16 protein-coding genes and 1 riboswitch are annotated in these 21,643 nt (G+C 39.1%); of the genes, 9 read left to right on the top strand and 7 right to left on the bottom strand.

Going from position 1 to position 21,643, the window contains the following annotated elements:
- The first annotated feature begins 95 nt into the window (after window positions 1-95).
- Complete coding sequence (gene thiI / locus I6F40_RS04470) at window positions 96-1,553, top strand: tRNA uracil 4-sulfurtransferase ThiI (RefSeq protein WP_166377316.1); 1,458 nt, start codon at window positions 96-98, stop codon at window positions 1,551-1,553.
- A gap of 40 nt (window positions 1,554-1,593) precedes the next feature.
- Here the strand turns inward: thiI and I6F40_RS04465 are convergent, their stop codons facing one another.
- Both I6F40_RS04465 and I6F40_RS04460 read right to left on the bottom strand, forming a co-directional pair.
- On the bottom strand, window positions 1,594-2,496 hold the full coding sequence (locus tag I6F40_RS04465) for a ketopantoate reductase family protein (RefSeq protein WP_166377314.1): 903 nt from the start codon (window positions 2,494-2,496) through the stop codon (window positions 1,594-1,596).
- On the bottom strand, window positions 2,489-2,842 hold the full coding sequence (locus tag I6F40_RS04460) for a VanZ family protein (protein ID WP_007581666.1): 354 nt from the start codon (window positions 2,840-2,842) through the stop codon (window positions 2,489-2,491). Before I6F40_RS04460 ends, I6F40_RS04465 begins: the two co-directional genes overlap by 8 nt.
- Window positions 2,843-2,994: 152 nt before the next feature.
- On the opposite strand from I6F40_RS04460, the gene I6F40_RS04455 reads away from it, so the two are divergent.
- The gene (locus I6F40_RS04455) at window positions 2,995-3,477 is read left to right on the top strand and encodes a YajQ family cyclic di-GMP-binding protein (RefSeq protein ID WP_007377833.1); all 483 of its coding nucleotides are present in this window, start codon (window positions 2,995-2,997) and stop codon (window positions 3,475-3,477) included.
- Window positions 3,478-3,643: 166 nt separating this feature from the next.
- Window positions 3,644-3,827, top strand: a riboswitch (cobalamin riboswitch).
- A 37-nt stretch (window positions 3,828-3,864) separates the two neighbouring features.
- Complete coding sequence (locus tag I6F40_RS04450; RefSeq protein ID WP_166377312.1) at window positions 3,865-5,715, top strand: TonB-dependent receptor domain-containing protein; 1,851 nt, start codon at window positions 3,865-3,867, stop codon at window positions 5,713-5,715.
- Window positions 5,716-5,951: 236 nt separating this feature from the next.
- Here the strand turns inward: I6F40_RS04450 and msrA are convergent, their stop codons facing one another.
- From msrA to I6F40_RS04435, 3 genes are all read right to left on the bottom strand, one after another.
- Entirely contained in the window at window positions 5,952-6,488 is a 537-nt protein-coding gene (gene msrA, locus I6F40_RS04445) for a peptide-methionine (S)-S-oxide reductase MsrA (protein WP_166377310.1), read from the bottom strand.
- An 85-nt stretch (window positions 6,489-6,573) separates the two neighbouring features.
- Window positions 6,574-9,672 carry an efflux RND transporter permease subunit gene (locus tag I6F40_RS04440; RefSeq protein ID WP_166377308.1) on the bottom strand — a complete coding sequence of 1,033 codons (3,099 nt, stop codon included), beginning with the start codon at window positions 9,670-9,672 and terminating at the stop codon, window positions 6,574-6,576.
- A gap of 3 nt (window positions 9,673-9,675) precedes the next feature.
- Window positions 9,676-10,728 (bottom strand): efflux RND transporter periplasmic adaptor subunit, encoded by a 1,053-nt coding sequence (locus I6F40_RS04435; protein ID WP_166377306.1) that lies wholly within the window; start codon window positions 10,726-10,728, stop codon window positions 9,676-9,678.
- Between the two features lie 246 nt (window positions 10,729-10,974).
- On the opposite strand from I6F40_RS04435, the gene I6F40_RS04430 reads away from it, so the two are divergent.
- The 6 genes from I6F40_RS04430 (at window position 10,975) to I6F40_RS04405 (ending at window position 16,384) form a co-directional block, all read left to right on the top strand.
- Window positions 10,975-11,679, top strand: coding sequence for a DUF2982 domain-containing protein (locus I6F40_RS04430; protein ID WP_166377303.1), 705 nt, complete (start codon window positions 10,975-10,977; stop codon window positions 11,677-11,679).
- A gap of 21 nt (window positions 11,680-11,700) precedes the next feature.
- On the top strand, window positions 11,701-12,033 hold the full coding sequence (locus tag I6F40_RS04425) for a hypothetical protein (protein ID WP_166377301.1): 333 nt from the start codon (window positions 11,701-11,703) through the stop codon (window positions 12,031-12,033).
- A gap of 69 nt (window positions 12,034-12,102) precedes the next feature.
- Entirely contained in the window at window positions 12,103-13,761 is a 1,659-nt protein-coding gene (locus I6F40_RS04420) for an Lcl C-terminal domain-containing protein (RefSeq protein WP_197192542.1), read from the top strand.
- 9 nt (window positions 13,762-13,770) lie between these two features.
- Window positions 13,771-14,289 carry an Lcl C-terminal domain-containing protein gene (locus I6F40_RS04415; protein ID WP_166377297.1) on the top strand — a complete coding sequence of 173 codons (519 nt, stop codon included), beginning with the start codon at window positions 13,771-13,773 and terminating at the stop codon, window positions 14,287-14,289.
- A 164-nt stretch (window positions 14,290-14,453) separates the two neighbouring features.
- Window positions 14,454-15,371, top strand: a complete 918-nt coding sequence (locus tag I6F40_RS04410; RefSeq protein WP_166377295.1) for an ExeA family protein — start codon at window positions 14,454-14,456, stop codon at window positions 15,369-15,371.
- Between the two features lie 11 nt (window positions 15,372-15,382).
- Entirely contained in the window at window positions 15,383-16,384 is a 1,002-nt protein-coding gene (locus I6F40_RS04405) for a general secretion pathway protein GspB (RefSeq protein WP_166377293.1), read from the top strand.
- Between the two features lie 59 nt (window positions 16,385-16,443).
- On the opposite strand, the gene I6F40_RS04400 is transcribed toward I6F40_RS04405, so the two are convergent.
- Together I6F40_RS04400 and putA are read right to left on the bottom strand one after the other, a co-directional pair.
- Window positions 16,444-17,637, bottom strand: coding sequence for an HD-GYP domain-containing protein (locus I6F40_RS04400; protein WP_166377291.1), 1,194 nt, complete (start codon window positions 17,635-17,637; stop codon window positions 16,444-16,446).
- A 119-nt stretch (window positions 17,638-17,756) separates the two neighbouring features.
- Complete coding sequence (gene putA, locus I6F40_RS04395) at window positions 17,757-21,560, bottom strand: bifunctional proline dehydrogenase/L-glutamate gamma-semialdehyde dehydrogenase PutA (RefSeq protein WP_166377289.1); 3,804 nt, start codon at window positions 21,558-21,560, stop codon at window positions 17,757-17,759.
- Window positions 21,561-21,643 lie beyond the last annotated feature (83 nt).

Here is a 21,643-nt window from a genome sequence, read left to right as displayed (position 1 = left end):
GATAGTAATAGGCTGTTTCCTAGGCGCTGAATTTTTTGCTATAATCCCGCGCCAAATGCCTGGGAGCGCGAATTCCCGCAGTCTAAGAGTGAACTATGCTTAAATTTATCGTCAAACTACACCCTGAAATAGCCATTAAAAGCCGTTCAGTCCGTAAACGCTTTACTAAAGTGTTAGAAAATAACATTAAAATTGTATTGCGCCGTGTTGACGAAAAAGTACAAGTAAGAAATAACTGGGATAACATTTCAGTTGTTACAAAGCTTGAAGACGCGCAAGTTCGCCTTGATTTTATCGATAGCCTTAAACGCATCCCTGGCATTGTTCAATTTATTGAAGTAACCGAAACACAATTCGAAACTCTTGATGATATTTATCAAAAAACCATCGCTTTAGTTGGTCATACTATTGTGGGTAAAACCTTTTGTGTTCGTGCTAAGCGCATAGGGCAACACGATTTTACCTCAACTGATTTAGAGCGTTATGTTGGTGGTGGATTAAATCAACATATCGAAGGCGCAAGCGTAAAGCTTAGCCGCCCAGAAGTAACAATACGCCTAGAAGTAAAAGACGATAAAGCTTACATTGTTTCTCATACACATTTTGGTATGGCTGGTTTTCCTCTGCCAACTCAAGAAGATGTGCTTTCGCTTATGTCTGGTGGTTTTGACTCTGGCGTAGCAAGTTACCAAATGATTCGTAAAGGCGCACGCACACACTTTTTATTCTTTAATCTAGGTGGCGCAGCGCACGAAATTGGCGTTAAGCAAGCAAGCTACTACTTATGGAAAAAATACAGCTCTACACATAAAGTTAAATTTGTAACGGTTGATTTTGAACCTGTTGTTGCTGAAATTTTAGAAAACGTTGAAAACAGCCAAATGGGTGTTGTACTTAAACGTATGATGATGCGCGCAGGGAGTGTGGTTGCGCAAAAGTTAAACATTCAAGCACTTGTGACTGGCGAAAGTATTGGCCAAGTATCTAGTCAAACATTAGCGAATTTAAGCGTGATTGACCGTGTTACTGAAACGCTTATTTTACGGCCGCTTATTCAACACGATAAGCAAGAAATTATTAATATTGCTCGTCAAATTGGTACGGCCGAAATGGCAGAAACAATGCCTGAATACTGTGGTGTTATTTCTAAAAAGCCAACGGTTAAAGCCAAAATAGACGTTATTCTTGGTGAAGAAGAAAAGTTCGACTTTGATGTACTTGATACCGTTGTAAACAACGCACGTATAATGGATGTGCGTGATATTGACGTTGAAGCCAAACAAGAACTTAAAGAAGCTGAATCGGTTGCTGATTTACCTGTAGGCTCTGTGGTAGTTGATATTCGCTCACCAGAGGAAGAAGAAGCTGCACCGTTAGTTATTGATGGTATTGAAGTGGTGCATTTACCATTCTTCCGTCTGGCGACTAAGTTTGGTGATTTACCAAAAGACACTGACTACTATTTATATTGTGATAGAGGCGTAATGAGCCAACTACAGGCACTTATGCTGCACGAACAAGGCTTTGAAACGGTAAAAGTTTACCGCCCATAAGGTTTGTCGTCTTAAAGTTAAGAATTAATATAAGCGTGGTTTATACCACGCTTTTTTTTGCCTGAATTTTGACAAACAACTCATCATTGTAAGGTGTAGGAATACCGTAAAGTTTACCTTGTTGGCTAATATAGCCACATATAGCTGATATTTCAGTTTCTCTGCAATGCGCTACGTCTTGCTGCATTGAAGAGTAATTGTCAGACGTTAATTCCATTATTTTATAAGCGGTATTTAGTGCTTTAATCAATGGGATATTAAGCCCTTGTACGTTTGCTATATTGCATGCTTCAGTGAGTGCATTAAAAATTATAGCGTTGTACTTAGGTGTGCGTAACTCACCATTTTTTACATTACTTAAAGCGCTTAATGGGTTAATGGCAATATTTACGAGTAGTTTTTCAAAACGAAGCTGCTGAATGTTATTAGTAAACTTTAGGCTGGGTATCACTTTAAAAATATCAGCTATTGGCGCGCTATTTTGAAAAGCTAATTCATTACAAGCACCAATAACACTTTGTCCCTCACCAGTGTGCTGCACAATGTATTGGTTTGATTTAAAGCCCGCTATGCTTGTCGTTAAAAAGTAGAGTGCTTGGTGAGTGCTTAGTTGGCTATTTACCTCATCAACATTACCCATTCCGTTATGCGAAAGTACAACAGAGCAATGATTTGGTAAAAATGGCTTTATTTGCGTAAATGCATCAAGTACTTGAAAGGCTTTAACGGTAAATAAAACAACATCAAATTCAGCTGCTTTATTTAGCTGATTTAATGTAATAAATTGTGCGTCAATTTTTTTTGATGCGCCCTTTCCTCGACTATAAAAGCGGGTATTTGTTGGGCTTTTGCGAGTTAAAACACTGACATTATGCGACGCACTTAGAAAATGACTAAGTAACAAGCCAATAGCACCATCGCCGACAATTAAAATATTAGCCATATGGGTTCTTTTTTCGAGGTGTAAAAATTACTCTAAGTAAAAAGTAGCTTGCGGCACCTGCAAAATCAGCAAAAAAATCACCGAGTGATGCTTGCCTATATGGAAGTGCGTCTTGCATTATTTCTATAGAGGCACCATAACCTGCCAATAAAAGTATTTGCGCATATAAAGGAAGCTTAAACGCTTTATCCATTATTATGGCTAGTATAAAAAAAATCCCAAAATGGGCGACTTTATCAACATGAGGAAATAAATTTACAACGCCACCTTTTATTTCTTTGGCAAATAAAAAGGTAAAAGCTACTATGCTGATTAAAAAAATTGCTTGATAAACACGCCTTGTCACGACAAATCCTAAAATCGCTTAAAAAAGAGGCGCAAGTATATCAAACTAATTTAATATCGCACCTGAACAAGATGCAGAAAAATGTAAAGATTTATAATTTTAGCGTTATAATTACCACATAAAATTAAGATTAAATAGTTAGGAGCAAACCAATGCCTTCATTTGATATTGTATCTGAAGTAGAAATGAACGAAGCTAAAAACGCAGTTGATAATGCAAATCGTGAGCTAGAGACTCGCTTTGACTTTAGAGGCGTTGATGCATCTATTGAGCTAAATGACAAAACAATTAAGCTTAAAGCTGAAGCAGACTCTCAGGTTATGCAATTATTTGATATTTTAGCTAACAAAATATCTAAGCGTGGTATGGATGTATCAAGCTTAGAGCTTCAAGATATTACCCGTGCAGGTAAAAATGTATTTCGTAACGTTGGCTTAAAGCAAGGTATCGAAAAGGACATGGCTAAAAAAGTAGTTAAAGCCATTAAAGACTCTAAAGTTAAGGTTCAAGCTGCTATTCAAGGCGAAGAAGTACGTGTAACGGGTAAAAAACGTGACGATCTTCAAGAGGCTATGCAAGTAGTGCGCAGCGCTGAGCTAGGTCAGCCTTTTCAGTTTAAAAACTTTCGTGACTAAAGTGCACCTGCTAGAACCTAGCTAACGAGTGTGTTGAATGTATTAATAAAAGCTAAACAGTAATGTTTGGCTTTTTTTCTGTGAGGTTATTTTTCGTATTTATCATAGGTAAATCTAGCTTTAGCTATATAGACGTCCATTGACATTTGTAAACAAAATACTCACAATAGCGACATATTTTCAAGGTGCTTGCTAGCCACTTCATGTAATGATTTTTTTAGCAGGATAATCGGGAAGTTGGTGCGTTTTCATGATGACTACAAGCCCAACACTGCCCCCGCAACGGTAAAGTATTGCATATTTTGATGTGCTTACTGAGTCCGGAGACCGGCCTTGATGCAATCTTACTTACTTAAATCTTTGCGGTGGGCAAAGGTAGGGGACATCATGTTAAACAAAACAACTTTAGGCGTTGCTATTTCTGCTGCGCTTTCATTTTCTGTGTCTGGCGCAGAGCAATCAATTGAAAAAATAACCGTTACAGCTAATAAATTTGAGCAATCAATCAATGACGTTTTAGCAAGTGTAAATGTTATTGAGCGTGCAGAAATAGAAGCAAGCAACGTACGCGACTTACCCTCTCTTTTAAATACAGTTGTTGGTCTTGATATTGTAAGTAATGGGGGCTTTGGGCAAAAAGCGGATGTATTTGTACGTGGCGCGTCGGCAAAATACACATTGGTTTTGGTGGATGGTGTTAGGATAAGTGATGCGACTTCGGGGAGTGTGTCGCTTACTAATATCCCTGTTAATAGCATTGAACGTATCGAAGTTATCAAAGGTGCTCGCGCGGCCATTTATGGTTCAGATGCAATCGCAGGGGTTATTAACATCATTACTCGTGATGCAATTAATAATACCTTATCTGCAACATTTGGTAGCAATAGTTACTCAAACTATCAGCTAGCAGGTGGGGTAGCTAAAGATGCGTTGAGCTTTAAATACAATGCAGGTTATGAAGAAACAGATGGCTTTGATGTTACTGAAAAAGACCCTACTGCTGCAATTACTAAAGATCATGATGATGATGGCTATAGAAATAAAAATATTGGTTTTAACTTAAGCTATCATACTGAAGATTTGGGTCAATTTAGCGCACAAGCACAGTATAGTGAAGGTGAGGGTGAATACGACTCGGCATACTCTAGCGACGCTTATGATTTTGAAAACTATATAGCTAAATTAGGTTGGGAAAAAAGCTCTCAAAATTATAATCAAGGTGTTTCAGTCAGTTTATCGCAAGAAGAAAATGAGCAAACAGGGACTGCAGTAAATACTTTTTATAGTACTGAACGTTTTGAAGCAGAATATCGTGGTCTATATACTTTAACTCAAACACTAGAATTAAGTGGCGGTGTTAATTTATTACAAGAAGATTTATCCGGTTCTACAGCAACTTCATTACATGAAAAACGCGATAATAAAGCATTATTTATTGGTGCTTTTTATGACGATGACATATGGCTTGCTAGTGCTGTTATTAGAACCGATGATTACGATTACCACGGTCGCGCTAATACATATAGCACAGGTGTTGGTTATAAAGCTAATAAATATATTAGTGTTCGTGCAAGTCACGGTACAGCATTTAGAGCACCATCATTGGTGAACGCGTTTGTAACGAATAGCCTCTATTATGTAGGTAACAGCGATATTAAGCCCGAAGAGGCTGTGAATAATGAGCTGGGCATTACGCTTACAACAAAATGGGGTCGTTACGATATTACTATTTTTGATAATAATATTACAAACTTAATTGAAAACCAATATGACGCTAATTTGGGAAAATATGTCCCTTCAAATGTTGCGCGTGTGTCTATGCAAGGGGTTGAAATTAGTGCTGAGTTTAGCGCATTAGGATTTGAACATAACGCTAACTTAAGTTTCTTAGATACAGAAGATGAAACTACGGGTAAAGAGTTAGCGCGTCGTCCATCTGAAGCATTTAATTATACACTTACTAAAAGTTGGGGATATTTTGACGCCAATCTAACCATGCTATATCGCTCATCTCGCGATTCAATTTCATACTACGATACAGAAATTGCAGCGTTTACTGTGTTTAATATTGCTGCTAACTATCAGCTTTTAGATAATCTAGCGCTACATGCACGTATTGAAAACTTAACTGATAAAGAGTACTTCACTGCGGGTATTGGCTTTGCCGCAAGTGGTGAGCTTTTAGGTTACAGCGCACCCAGCAGACAAGTATTTGCTGGGATTAGCTACCAGTTCTAAGTTTATTATTTAGTTATAAAAAATACAAAAGCCCGATAAGTTATCGGGCTTTTTGCATTTTCTGTTTACTTTTAAGTTATACCAATTTGCATAGACCTCTAAACAGTTTAACCGATTAAATCATACGCTAACGTCGTTATAAATTTTTATTTAGAACCACTAGATATAAAATTTTTGCCTAGTTAGAGCGCAATTTTATTATCGTTAAATAGCTTCTATACTTATGCTGATTGGTATTAATCAGCTAAGAACTCTTTAAATACGGTTGCAAACTTATGTAATTTAGGTGCTATTAAAATACTACAGTAACCCTGCTGTGGGTTTTCGTTATAGTAATCTTGATGATAATGCTCTGCTGGATAATACGTAGTGGCAGGGCTGACTTCTGTCACAATTGGCTCACTCACATGGCTTTGCAGTTGAGCTATCATTTCATTGGTTTGCTTTAGTTGAGCTTCATCGTGATAATAAACAACGCTTCTATACTGTGTGCCTATATCGTTACCTTGGCGATTCAATTGTGTTGCATCATGCAAAGTGAAAAACATTGCTAGCAGTGTTTCAAAGCTAACTACAGTAGTATCAAATTCAATTTTAACAACCTCAGCGTGCCCGGTTTTGCCAGAGCATACAGAATTATAGGTAGGGGTGTCGGTTTCGCCACCGGTATAGCCAGAACTCACATCCAATACGCCATTTACACGTCTAAATGCTGCATCTATACACCAAAAACAGCCGCCACCAAATGTTGCTACTTGCGTTGTTGAGCTCATAAGTATTCCTAAAATGTATATGGAGTTTAAAGGCGAGCATAAATTGTATGCGCCGCAACAACAAGGTTACGGCGCAATAAAGAGATTAGATCTCTTCGAAAGGTTTATCAGCAGCTTGTTTATTCAGCTTTTGTTGTAAAAACTCAGGTGACTGTGTATTTTTCGATAGAGCATAATACGCAGCAGGTACAACAAAAAGAGTCAGCAGGGTAGATACAATAACCCCTGTAAACACAACTACACCAATTACCATACGGCTTTCGGCGCCGGGGCCAGAGGCAAAAACCAAAGGAACAGAGCTCATAACGGTTGTTAGTGAGGTCATTATTATTGGGCGAAGGCGCTGGGTAGCAGCTTGTAGTATTGCTTCACTAAACTCAACGCCTTTATCGCGTAATTGGTTAGTAAATTCCACAATCAAAATACCATTTTTAGCACTTAAGCCTATGAGCATGACAATACCTATTTGGCTGTAAATATTTAAGGTAAGTCCTGTAGCCCAAAGCCCAAACATAGCACCCATTAAACCAAGCGGTACGGTAAGCATAATTACAAATGGGTGCATAAAGCTTTCAAATTGTGCAGCAAGTACCAAGAAGGTAACGGTGAGTGCAAGTATAAATACGTAGGTCATCGCTGATGCGCCTTCGTAATAAAGCTGCGATTCACCTTTGTAATCTACTGCGCCATCTATATCGTTTTCTTGCGCGGCTACTTCGTTTAAAAAGTTAAGCGCTTGCTCAAGTGTATAACCGTCGGCTAAGTTGGCGCTTAATGTAATTGCGCGCATACGGTTGTAACGGTTTAAGCGCGATGCGGTTGCTTCTTCTTTTAAGCTGATAAGGCTATCAAGTGGAACTAGTTCACCGCTTCGTGATTTAAGGTATATATTTGAAATATCAGTAGGATTGGTAAAATCTTCTTTTGTCCCTTTTAAAATCACATCATATTCTTCACCACGGTCAATAAAGGTCGTAACACGGCGCTGACCCAACATTGTTTCTAGTGTACGGCCTACATCAGATACCGAAACGCCTAAATCAGCAGCCTTGTTTTTATCTATGCTGACTAAAAACTGCGGGAAGGTTTCTTTATAATCATGATCGATTCTTACTAAACCAGGGTTTTGTTCAGCACGCTTTATTATACGGTCACGCCAATCGGCTAGTTGTGCATAATCATTACCTTGCAATACAAACTCAATAGGGCGAGATGAGCCACCACCGCCAATACCACGGCGCATAATGGCAAATGCACGAACATCGGTAACTTCCTGCATTTTACCGCTTATTTCATCCATTACTTCCCATGTTGAGCGTTTGCGTTTATCCCAATCGGCCATACCCACAATCGCAACACCGCCGCTGCCACCCCAACCAGGTACTCGAACAAGTACGCGACTTAGCTCACCAGCTTGCGAATAAGGCATTAAGCGCTCTTCAATTTTAGCCATATTAGCAGCATTGTTCTCGTAACTTGCGCCTTCTGGGCCGCTCATCATAATAAAGAATGTACCACGGTCTTCTTTTGGCGTTAGCTCAGAAGGAACTTGTAAGAACAATGAGTAACTAACAAAGCCAGCTAATAATAAGCTCACCATTAAGCCCCATTTACGGGTTATGTTAGTGGAGAGTGAATTACGGTAACTTATTTCAATTTTAGTAAATTGACGGTCCATCCATTGGCTAAATTTATTTGGTTTGTCTGATACTTTAAGTACTTTTGAGCACAAGGCTGGTGCGAGAGTAAGCGCTGTAACACTTGAGAAAAATACGGCAGCACTTACCGCCATAGCAAACTCAGTAAATAATGCACCTATACGACCATCCATAAATACTAATGGCACAAACACAGATATAAGTACAAGAGTGGTTGCTACTATGGCAAAACCTACTTCACGCGCGCCTCTAAATGCAGCTAGTAACGGCGGCTCACCCAGTTCAATACGGCGGTGAATGTTTTCAAGCATTACAATGGCATCATCTACTACTAAACCAATGGCCAGTACTAAGGCAAGTAAAGTTAGTAAGTTAATTGAGTAGCCCATTGCCAATAAAAACATAAAGCTACCAACAAGTGCGACCGGTACGGTGACCGCAGGAATAAGCGTTGCTCGTATATTGCCTAAAAACAAAAATATAACGAGTACGACTAAACCCATAGAGATGGCAAGTGTGCTGTAAACTTCATTAATAGACTCTTTAATGAATACAGATGAATCGTAGCTGTCTTGAATTGTGGTGCCTTCAGGTAGGTTGCGTTTGATTTTTTCAAGTTCGCTGCGTGCGTTATCTACTACGGTTAGTGTGTTTGCTTTAGCTTGTTTTACAATACCTAAGCCAATCATATTACGCCCGTTACCACGAAATAAGCTTTCGTCATCGGCAGCTTCTAAACGTACATCGGCAACTTCACCTAAACGTACTAAGTAACCTTCATCACCACGTTTAATTACCAGATTCTTAAAATCGCGCTGATCTTTATAACTACGAGCAGTACGCACGGTAAAGTCACGATCTATTGATTCTATTTCGCCGGCGGGTAGTTCAACGTTTTCTGTACGCAGTGTATTTTCAATATCGCTTGAAGTAATACCGCGTGCAGCCATTGCTTGACGGTTTAGCCAAATTTTCATGGCGTATTGACGCTCACCACCAATACGCACATTAGATACGCCATCTACCACAGCTAAACGATCAACAATGAAACGCTGCGCGTAATCAGATAGCTGTAACGAGTCCATTGTTTCGCTGTTTAATACAAACCATGCAATAGGGCTTTCATCACTATTTGATTTAGATACTTCTGGCGGGCGTACCTGATCAGGCAAACTATCAAGTGCACGTGCTACACGTTCGCGTACATCGTTAGATGCTGCATCTATATCACGGTTAATATCAAACTCAATGGTAATGTTTGAACGCCCATTACGACTCGATGAGTCAATACTTTTAATACCTTCAATACCCGAAATTCGATTTTCTATTATTTGCGTTATTTTGGTTTCTATAATTTCGGCAGAAGCACCTGTGTATTCAGTGCTGATATTTACAATCGGCGTTTCAATATCCGGGTATTCACGAAGTGGCAGCATAGTAAACGCAACCAGTCCAAAAGTAAGAAGCAGTAAATTAATTACTATGGCAAAAACGGGGCGTTTAACGCTAGTATCAGTAATTTTCACGTATTACCCCTTTACGCTTACTTTACTTCCAGAGCGAATTTTTATTAGCCCCTCAGTAACAATTTGCTCGCCATCAGTTAGGCCTTCGTCGATAGCAACCCAGCCATTATTTCTGCTAGCAACATGCACTTCAATTCTATTAGCTATCCCATCTTGAATTTGAAAAACAAAGTGTTTGTCTTGCAAAGGTATAACCGCTTTTTCTGGCACCATTAAAGCTTGGTTGCTGCTTAGCTCAAGTGCTGTATTTAGTAACATACCAGGGCGAAGTAATCCTGATTTATTAGCAAAACTTGCTGTTACTTCAACACTGCGTGTTACCGAATCAATACGCGAGCTAATATGCGTTACCTTGCCGTTAAATGTTTGCCCCGGATAGGCATCGTTTTGCGTAAGCACTTTCATGCCCATATTTAATTGTGCTAAATATTTTTCAGGTACTTTAAAGTCAACTTTAATAATACTAATATCATCAAGTGTTGTGATTATTGTTGTATTACTTACGTAGGCACCTATTGATATTTCACGCTTACCTAACAGGCCTGAAAAGGGCGCACTAATAGTCATTTCGTTTAATTTAGTTTTAGCGCTTTCTAGTTGAGCTTCAGTGGCATCAACACGAGATAACTGCTCCTCAAGTAACGACTTTGCCGTTGATTGCGAGCGTGAAAGTTCGGTAAGGCGATCTAACTGGCGTTGTTCTTCACGTAAGTTGATGCCAAGTTCTTTAACTGCAAGCTGTTCTTGTTGGCTCTGTAACTGTACTAACTTTTGTCCTTTACTGACTAAGTCGCCGTCTTTAAAATATATATCTGTGACATAATCGTTTTGCGCACTTTTTATATAGATTGCTTGGTTTGCACGCGCGCTACCGATCGCTTCTATCATCACTGCGTTTTCCTGAGAAGTAACAGTATGAGCTGTTACTTGAGTAGACATTTGTGATAAATCGGCTTGTTCGCCGTGGCTAGCGGGTAAATATAAATAAACGCTAAATATTAGTAGTAACGTAATAATAAATGGAAAAAGTGCTTTACCTGACTGTCTTGAGTACATCGTTTTCATACCTGAAAATTAATTATATGTATTGTACGAAATAAGACCGGGAAAAGGCGGTTATGTGTCTCATAAATTTGTGCGTTAAGCGTAAAAGTAAATAAGATTTATTCATTGTTCCTATTTTGTTGAGGAAAAAGCGGTAATGTATGAAATTTAAAACCACCTGTAACTTATGTATAACAACAAGAAAACTCATAATTTGGGCTATTATTATGTTTGTTTTTTATATGATGTTTTACCAACATGGATAAATCTAACAATGTCATTAAGTTTCGGGCACAAGGTGCGCGAAACGCAATTGAGGTGCTTATTGCAGGTGCAATAGGCTTAGTCTTTATTATGCTATTTAATTTACTAAGGCCAGGGGAGATCAGTATCCTTGAAGTTTTTTTAGTGAGTTTGTGCCTTGCTGCTATCTTTATTGGCTTTTTAAAAACCCAAGAGCCATATCATAGCCTTATATTAAGTGAATCTGAGCTCATTTATTGCCATAAGTACGGAGCTTGGTGTATGCCTCACAGTAACTTTCATCACAGTGGTATACCCAAAGTAGAAGATGGCTTTGATTATTTAGAATTAAATGCGGTTGGTGTTAAGGTAAACGACATAGATGACTTTTTAACAAGTATAGCGCCTCGAATTGCCGGAAAGTTATTAATAGAGCAGCGCAACTTATTTATGCAAGTTGTTCAAAAACATTGCAAATATGGTAATTGCCCATCAGAATGGCTAATAGAAGATACACATTATACATCCCATAAAGGGATAAGCTATACTGGGCTTATAGCTATGTTTGCTAACAGGACTAAGCACCTTCAACTGTTAACCGGTTACGATTTATTATTACCAGCCAGTGTGTTAGATAGAGATATTTGGGTATTCAGTGCTAACTTAAATAAGTGGAAGCGCGAACCTAGTCAGTTTATAGCGTCGCAAATTAATAATTAAGCTGCGGCTGTAGGAAAGAAAATGAGCCAAGACAGAGCCTTTTTAAAAAGTGGTAGAAACACCATAATACATAAAGATAGAAAGCATGATTTAGTAATTATAAACTCTGAAATTCATCCTCGAATTAAAGTAACGCAACATGGTTTAGAGCCTTTTAAAGAAGAACTTCCTAAGAACCGTCGCGATGCAAAAGAACGCTACCTAGAACTGGTTCATGTGGCTAGCGCCGATGTATTTGGAGAAGAGAAACAGTTGCTTTTTATTCAAGCTTTAGATGGGCGAGAGTATAAAGTTGACTACAGCAAGGTAGGCACAAAGCTATTTGTGCGTATCCATCAAGATGCCTACATGTAACGCTTTGATGGCACCTTTATTGCTTATAATTACGCCATAGTAATTATTTGACATAACAAGGTGTTGCGTATGAAAGCGTTTACTTCAATTTCTCTCATTTTTTGTGGTTTACTGAGTGCATGTGGCGGTGGTGGTGATAGCAATAATACAGTTGTAGAAACGTCTGTTAATGCTGGTATTGATTTACAAATCACTGAAAAAAGCGAATTTATTATCACAGCACAAGGTTCCCCCGCTGATGGTACGTTCACATGGCAGCAAGTTAGCGGCCCAAGCTTAGATGGCTTTGTGCTTGATGGCGCTGAGCAAACATTGAAAGCACCTGATGTGAAAACTGACAGTGTAATAATCTTAAGAGTAAGCTATCAAAGTACGGGTAGTAGCGCTGTTAGTGACGATATTTCTATTTTAGTGAGCTCTAATAATCAACTCCCACTTGTTGTTGTTACCCAAACATCTCCTGAAACACTTCCTTCTGTATACAAAGATACAGTGACTTTGAGCGGCCTTGAGTCGAGCGATCCTGATGATAATGGCCAAATTGATAGTTATTTGTGGCAACTGCTATCAGGTCCTGATTTAGATATTGCCAGCTTTAATGAGTCAACTCTTAGCTTTTCTCATCCATTGCTTGAAAGTAACGCAAATTTATCTTGGCAGCTAACGGTCACTGATGATGAAGGTGGTGAGGCGAGTACTCAATATTCAATGACCCTTAACAAAACAAATGAGTTAGTGGATGCAAATGCGGGCGCTGATAAAAATGTCGAAGAGTTTGAACAAGTAACGCTTGATGCAACTAATAGCGAAACTGTTACCGATACCTATCAGTGTAAATGGCAACAACTTACCGGTAATGCTGAAACATTAATCAATAGTGACCAATGTACAGCGACATTTATTGCCTCTGATGTAGATACACAAACCACATTGAGCTTTGAAGTAACGGTAACTGACTCAAAAGGGCGTAACGATACAGACTCTTTATTTATTGATGTATCACCAAAAGCACTCGGGCTTATAAACGACAGTGGTGTTGGCGAGTGCTTTAATAACGCGCAACGTATTAATTGCGGTGACGAAGACTTCCCAGCACAAGATGCTGAACTAGGCCGTGATAGTTACGCCAATGACCTTGAAAAAGCAGGGAAAGGTAATTTAGCATTCGATTACACAAAACTAAATGAATTTGCTGATGAAGTTGGTGATGATAGTAGTGACTTTACCTGTATTCGCGATAATCTAACTGGTTTAGTTTGGGAAGTAAAAAGTGCTGCATCGGGTGTAGTGCCAAGTACGGTTTTGCGAGATGGACAAAATCATTATATTTGGGATATAGGAGATACAACGTCAGGAGTTACAACTGCAGGTGGGGCAAATACAACTTGTCCTAGTAATACGGACTGTGGTTTACGAACTTATATTGATGAAGTTAATGCGCTTGATTTTTGTGGAGGTACAAATTGGCGAGTACCTACTTATAATGAACTGCTAGGCCTAATTGATTATGGTAAGCAAGGACAAAGAGTATTAATAGATGAAAGTTTCTTTCCTAATATCCCTGTCTCTGGTGCAATAAACAGCGTTAATTTACCTTATTGGACCTCGCAAACTGCAGCCGATGGTACAAGTTTATCGCAAGCGTACATTATTGACATGAGTGATGGTAATGACCTTGCTTATCCAAAAGAAAATGCCGCTTATGTACGTTTAGTTAGAAGCCGTTAGGAGAAAATAATGAAATTGAAATTACTCTATGCACTAACAACTATAAGCTTGAGCTTTAATATTACAGCGGCGCAAACTTGCTACGATGGTGTAGATACCACAACACCGACAGATAGATTTACAATAAATACTGATGGTACCGTGTCTGATACCGAAACAGGTTTAATGTGGCAACGCTGTAGTTATGGGCAAACTTATAATACAGAGACGCAGCTTTGTGAAGGCTCTACACCTTCTCTTACTTGGCAAGAAGCACTACGTGGTGCTAAAAATGATACAACCGCAGATTACTATGATTGGCAAATGCCTAACATTAAAGAACTGGCGAGTATTTTAGAGCACAGTTGCACCGAGCCGAGTATTAATGAAGAGGTGTTTTTTGGCACTAAGCTTCAAAACTATTGGTCAAATACATCAGGTGTGAGCACTATGAGCTCTGCGTGGGTTTATCAATTTGATAGTGGGTTGAATAGCTTGCATGCTAAAACCAGTAATGTGTATTTACGGTTAGTTCGCTACGAAGAATAAAGTACATACTAAGATTAGATAGATGAAAGTGCAGCTTTAAACCGCTGCATTTTTTTGTTTTACATAAATTTACGTTATTTCAATAATAAAGCGCTTACAACGTTGTCACTAAGCGCGTTTTTTTGCCATTATAGGCCGTGATTTAATTACGAAGGAACATCACGGTGTATTTAAGCTATTTTGGCCTGAACGAAAAACCTTTTTCGATTTCGCCCAACCCTCATTACTTATTTTTAAGTGAACGACATAAAGAAGCCTTAGCACACCTTACCTATGGATTAGGTGAAGACGGTGGTTTTGTATTATTAACAGGTGAAGTAGGTACTGGTAAAACGACAATTACCCGCAGTATGTTAGAGCAGCTTCCTGAAAACACTCAAGTAGCGATGATCCATAATCCAGCGCTTTCAGAGCTGGAGTTATTAGCCAGTATTTGTGATGAGCTCGACATTAATTACGATGCCAGTAATGCTACGCTAAAAAGCCTTACCGATATTATAAAAAAGCATTTAGAGACTAATAATAAATCGGGCGGGCACACGATACTTATTATTGACGAAGCACAATTACTGGCCCCTAACGTGCTTGAGCAATTACGTTTGCTGACAAATATAGAAACCGATCATAAAAAATTATTACAAATAGTATTGGTTGGTCAACCTGAGCTACAAGAGCTTTTAAAACGCAATGAATTAAGGCAACTCGCCCAGAGAATAACAGCTCGTTATCATTTATTGCCACTTACGCAAGGCCAAACAGTTGCTTACATAAAGCACCGTTTACATGTTGCAGGGTGTGATAAAGGAATTTTTTCGATGGATGCCATGCAAGCTGTTCATCAATTAACTGGCGGTGTGCCAAGATTAATGAACTTGGTATGTGAGCGTGCTTTAGTTGGGACTTTTGCAAAGCAGCAGTTGATAGTTGATAGCGATATAATAAAAAAATCAGCACATGAGTCATTACCCATGGATTTTGTAGCACCGGTTAACGAAGCGAACAAGGGAACATCATTTGTATCATATAGCCTTGCATTCGCTGCTTTATTTGCCGTAGGTATTGGGCTTTCATTTATTTTATAGTTAGGTAAGTTATGTCTTATTTATTAGATGCGCTAAAGCAGTCGCAGCAATCAGATATGAGTGCTGAACAGTACGACTTACAATCTGAGCAGTTAAAGCAACAGCAAGCACTTAAGCGTTATAGACGATTAGCATTAGTATTTGGTACAAGCTTAGCTGCTTTTATTGCTGTAGCTGGTGGCTTTACCGCCGGAAAGTGGTTTCAAAGTACTACTTTATTAAACGCAGCGGAACCCGCTGTAATTAAGGTGGTGGAAAGCGAAAAATCATCGCCTAACAAAGAAGTTAAAGAGGAAGATGCTGAAGCTGAAAATCAGCAAGTAGCTAAGTTAGAACCCGCTAAAGTGGCCCCAACAAATACTGCGACGATTGAAGGGCAAATTGTACATGTGCAAACACCTAATGGTGTACAGCAAATGTTACTAACGCCTAATGGGCAATATATCCCTATGCCATCGAGTCAGGTCACGAGCGCAATAGGTTATAATCAGCCAGTATTTAATCCACAAAATAATTATAATCCAAATAATACACAAAACGTTTCGGCATTTGGGCAAAATCAAAGTCAAAATACGGCATCAGCTCAATTAGATATGAGTAAGTATAAAGTGCTGGGTAAGCCAATTAATGGCAGCACCCAATCTCAACAGACGGATGACCCTGAGCTTGATGGAGTGCCTACAACGCTTAAAAATGCATTTGCGCAAGCTATACAAGATGTCGAAAAAAACCAAGATTATGAGGTTACCCACGCATCAAAAACGTCATCACGTGTTGAGCCTGTAGAATTGCTACCTGATGGTTTGCAATCAATGTTACCTAGTATTAAATATCAAGCGCATATTTATTCATCGAGTGCTGATAAGCGTTGGATCAAGCTAAATGGCCGAGAGTTACATGAAGGGGAGAGCATTGGTGTTCTAACTGTAAGAGAGATTACACCTGAGCAAAGTGTACTTGATTTTGATGGTTATGAATTTAGTCTCAAAGCACTACAAGACTGGCCTGAATAAAAATTATTGAGGCTACTTCAATATACAATTAATCATTTTAATGAAGTAGCTTTATATGCCTAAGGTAAAATAGAGTTTTTGTAAAAACGCTCTAAATCAATATTATATTCTTTGGGTTTAATAGCACATTCAATCGTATCTGAATTTTTTTTGCTTGATAAATCAATGTTCTGTATTTGCGTATAGCGGCTATGTTTAGCACTATAGAATGCTTTAACCACCGGCTTTAACGGCTTAGCTGGGTTGCTTTCAATCACTAACCCCACCTTTTGACTAGACAGTTTAACTAACGTCCCTACAGGATGGATACCAATACATTGAATAAACTTGGTGAGTAGACCAGTATCAAAACTATCCGGACACCCCTCTTTTAAAATTTTGAATGCTTTAATTGGCTCCATACCCGCTTTATAGACGCGTTCAGCTGTAAGTGCATCATACACATCTACAATTGACGCCATACGTACGTACTGACTTATCTCGTCGCCTTTCTTACCAAACGGATAGCCTTTGCCATCCAATCTTTCATGATGCATACCAGCTATATCAACAGCAATACCGGTTAAGCCGGCCTCTTCTAAAATCTCCTTACTAAAAAGAGAGTGTTTTTTCATTATTTCAAATTCAGCTTCAGTAAAACGACCTGGCTTATTAAGTACTTCATCAGGGATTTTTATTTTACCAATATCGTGCAAAAGAGCTCCTGTTGTTAGCTGCTCTATAATTTCTTTTTCTATACCTAAATGCTTTGCAAAAATACTCATTAAAATCGAAACATTAATAGAATGCTCTAGAAGATAAGCATCTTTTTGACGCATTTGCGTAAGACATGCTAGCGCATCTTGATTTCTAAAAATAGAGTCCATGAAGCCACTCGCAAGCTCTCTAAAAGGAGCTATATCTATATTACGGCCTGCTTCAATATCTTTAAATGCTTTTAGTTGTAGTGTTTTTGCTTCATCGTAGAGCTTTTTTGCTTTCCCCATTTCTTGCTCGCTACTCAGCGTCTTTTGCCAAGGGTCACGTTTTATTTTTTCTTGAGGTATCGCGATTGGATCTTTTTCAAGGACTGTATCAATGAGTGTTTTATTGGGATCTATTATTACCTCTAAAATTCCTGCCTTTTTAAGCTTATCGATACTCTCAGGCGTTTTAACCCAGCCTTGATTTGTGACTTTAATAGAGCCTGTTTGCTTCGTAACGCTTTGCACAAACATACCAGGTAGTAGCTTTGAGATAGGAATAGTTTTCAATTTTTCAACTTCGGTTGCTAATCTCTCTCTAAATTAACAAATATATTCATTTTTATCTAATAAAAAAGGCACTTTTTCAGTGCCTTTTATAAAAAATAAGCTAAATAGTATTAGAGCGCTTATTCATCGTCTTCAACAAGCGTCATTAGTGATGTGTTACCACCTGATGCTGTTGTATCAATACTGATTGTTTTTTCAGTAATAAGACGTTTGATTAACGTATCGTAATACTCAGAGCTAATTACTGGTAAAATTGCACCTTTACGCTGTGCAAGCTGCTGGCTAAAGTAGCCTAAGCGAGACGAGCGAGCAGCAACTACCGCACCGGCTAAATGAGGGTGAGCCAAAATAGCTTGTAACTGGTTAGGTTTAGCTACCTGGAAAACACCTTCAGCAACCCCTGTAGAGATAAATTTATCTTTAAAAGCGACGGCTTCATCATAAAATAACTCAGACGCTACCGTAATTACGGTGTTACCTGCGGCAATAGCAGTAATGATAGACAATGCCCAGAAGTTAAATGATGTGCTCTTATCTGCATAACACACTACACAACCACGTGCTTCTAGATGAAGTGTATTAGACTCACCCGTTGGCCCGGGCAGGGTAGTAAACTTACGCATGTGCTTTTCAAGGCGGTTAAGCTGTGCACGTGCTTCTGATAATGTTAATGCTAAGTCGTCTGCTAAATCGTCGATAATTTCTACCGTCGCGATTTTAGCAAGCAACTGACGTACAGCCGAAACACGGTCATTCAGTGGTGTTGCACGCCAAATTTTCTCATCGCGCATTGAGTTAATCATTAGCTTTTTAACTTGCTCATTCGCACCGCTGTAGTGGTGTAAATCAAGTTCGTCAGGCGTTAGATTAGTCATCTGTACGTTATCTGGTGATGCTTTTTCTTTTACTAAACGTTGTAGGTAGTTAGGGCCACCGGCTTTAGGGCCAGTACCTGATAAACCACGGCCACCAAACGGTTGCACACCAACAATGGCACCGATCATGTTTCGGTTAATGTAAACATTACCTGCACGTGACATTTTAGCAAGGTACTCACAGCGCTCTTCAATACGTGAATGAACACCCATTGTCAGACCATAGCCCGTGTTATTTATTTGATCCATCACATCATCAAGTTCATTCGATTTAAAGCGAACAATATGAACACATGGGCCAAATACTTCACGTTTAAGTACTGATAAGTCTTTGATTTCGTATAAACGAGGAGCAAAAAAGTATGCGCCATTTTGAGTATTATCAGGAATTTTACATTCGTAATGAAGTATAGAATTACCTTTTAAGTACTCAACGTGTTCATTTAAGTTTTTAAGTGCTTTTTCATCAATTACAGGACCAACATCAGTTGATAGTAACGATGGATCGCCAATGTGTAACTCAGCTAGAGCACCTTTAAGCATTTCGATAATGCCATCTGCTACGTCATCTTGAATGAATAAAACACGAAGAGCAGAACAACGTTGGCCAGCACTTTGAAAACCAGAACTGATCACATCGTCAACTACTTGCTCAGGAAGCGCCGTTGAGTCAACAATCATACAGTTTTGGCCACCTGTTTCTGCAATTAACGGTACTTGAATATCGTTACGTGCAGCAAGTGTTTGGGAAATTAATGTGCCTGTTTCAGTAGAACCTGTAAACATAACCGCTTGAATGCGCTCATCAGGAACAATTGTTTTACCTACTTCAGAACCACGAGCAATAACAGGTTGAACAACGTGCTCAGGTAAACCAACAGATAGCATTAGTTCAATGGCACGAAGGGCGATTAAACTTGTTTGCTCAGCAGGCTTGGCAATTACAGTGTTACCTGTAACAATCGCAGCAGCAACTTGACCTAAGAATATTGCAAGCGGGAAGTTCCACGGACTAATACATAAAATAACGCCACGGGCTTCAAAACGCTCATCTTTAGATAACTCTTCAGCGCGCGCTGCGTAGTAACGACAAAAATCAACCGCTTCACGTACTTCATCAATACCATCTTGCGCTACTTTACCCGCTTCTTTAATACAGATAGCGACTAGTTCATCATGATGACGCTCTAAAATGTCAGCAACGCGACGCAGTAAATTAGCTCGCTCTTTTACTGGTGTTTGTGACCATGATTTAAGTGCCGCTTCAGCGTTAGCCAGTAATACTTTCATCTCTTCGCCAGTTTGTAACTTAACGTGGCCGATGATTTCTTTGTGATTTGCTGGGTTTTTAACAGCCAATGAGCCTTCTGGTACTTGGCTTTGCTCAATTAAGTGCTCATTAAACCATGTTTCAAGATTCTCTTTGAAAGGGGTAATAACATTAATATCGGTTAAATCCATGCCTTTAGAGTTAGCACGTTCTTCACCGTATAAATCAATTGGCATTTTGATTTGCGTATTGTACTTGTTACGCAGGCCTTGCAGTGTTTCTACAGGGTCTGGTAGTAATGATTCAACAGGTTTTGTTGTATCTACAATCGCGTTTACAAATGATGAGTTAGCACCATTTTCTAACAAACGACGAACAAGGTAAGCAAGTAGGTCTTCGTGTTGACCAACTGGGGCATATACACGACATTGAATTTTTTCTTCGTTAACGATTTGGTCGAATAATGATTCACCCATACCGTGCAAACGTTGAAATTCAAAACCGGTGTTGTCGCCTTTCGCTACTTCTAAAATAGTCGCGGCAGTGTAAGCGTTATGTGTAGCAAATTGTGGATAAAGTACGTCGCGCGCTTCAAGCATTTTAATTGCACATGCTTTGTAAGAAACATCGGTTGTTGCTTTACGAGTAAATACAGGGAAATGCTCTAAACCATCTTGTTGTGTGGTTTTGATTTCAGTATCCCAGTACGCGCCCTTAACTAAACGTACCATCATTTTACGACCAACACGGGTTGCAAGGTCTGTTAGCCATTCAATTACAAAAATAGCGCGTTTTTGGTACGCTTGAACCGCTAAGCCAAATCCTTGCCAATCACCAAGATCTTCATCACTAAATACCGCTTCAATGACATCTAATGAAATATCTAAACGGTCAGCTTCTTCAGCATCAACGGTAAAGCCGATATCGTATTTCTTAGCAGCAAGCGCAAGTTCTTTTAACTTAGGGACTATTTCTTCCATCACACGGTCTTTATGAGTGAACTCATAACGTGGATGAATAGCAGAAAGCTTAACTGAAATACCAGGGCTCTTAATTGGACCACGACCATTTGCCGCTTTACCAATCGAGTGTATAGCATTCATGTAGCTGTCAAAGTAACGCTTCGCATCTTTCATTGTGCGCGCGCCTTCGCCTAGCATATCGTAAGAATATACATAACCTTTTTGCTCTGTATCGGCAGCACGTTCAATTGCTTCGTCAATGGTACGACCCATAACGAATTGCTTACCCATAATTTTCATAGCAAAATTTACAGACTTACGAATAACTGGCTCACCTAAACGACCAATGGTCTTTTTAAGCATGCCGAACTGTTGTTCTTTCGTTTTGTCTGTGTAGTTAACCATTTTACCGGTAACTAATAATCCCCAAGAAGACGCGTTTACGAATAAAGAATCGCTGCTGCCTAAATGAGAGCTCCAATCACCTTTCGCTAACTTGTCACGAATCAGTACATCTTGAGTTGCTTTGTCTGGTACGCGAAGCAGCGCTTCGGCCAAACACATTAATACAACGCCTTCTTCACTAGAGAGTGAAAATTCATTTAAAAGCGCATCAACACCGCCTTGCCCATCTTGCTCTTTACGAATGTTTAAAACAATCTGGCGGGCTCTTTCCCAGGCACGACTTCGTGCTTTTACGCCTACTTCTGCAAGCGGTAAAATATGATCAATAACCGCATTTTCATCTATGCGGTAGAAGTCACGGATTCTTTGTCTAATAGGACAAATCGTTGTTAAATCGCCGTTGAATAACATAAGCAACCCTCAGGAGTGTTAAGAATTAAAGTAAAATTAATTACCAATAAATTACCAGTGATATTGTGAGTGCATTCTAATTA

This window comes from Pseudoalteromonas sp. SWXJ133 (assembly GCF_015864365.1).
In the GTDB taxonomy this organism is placed as follows: Bacteria; Pseudomonadota; Gammaproteobacteria; order Enterobacterales; family Alteromonadaceae; genus Pseudoalteromonas; species Pseudoalteromonas arctica.
The sequence above is the reverse complement of the archived record's forward strand: the minus strand, read 5'-3'. Positions and strand labels throughout refer to the sequence as shown.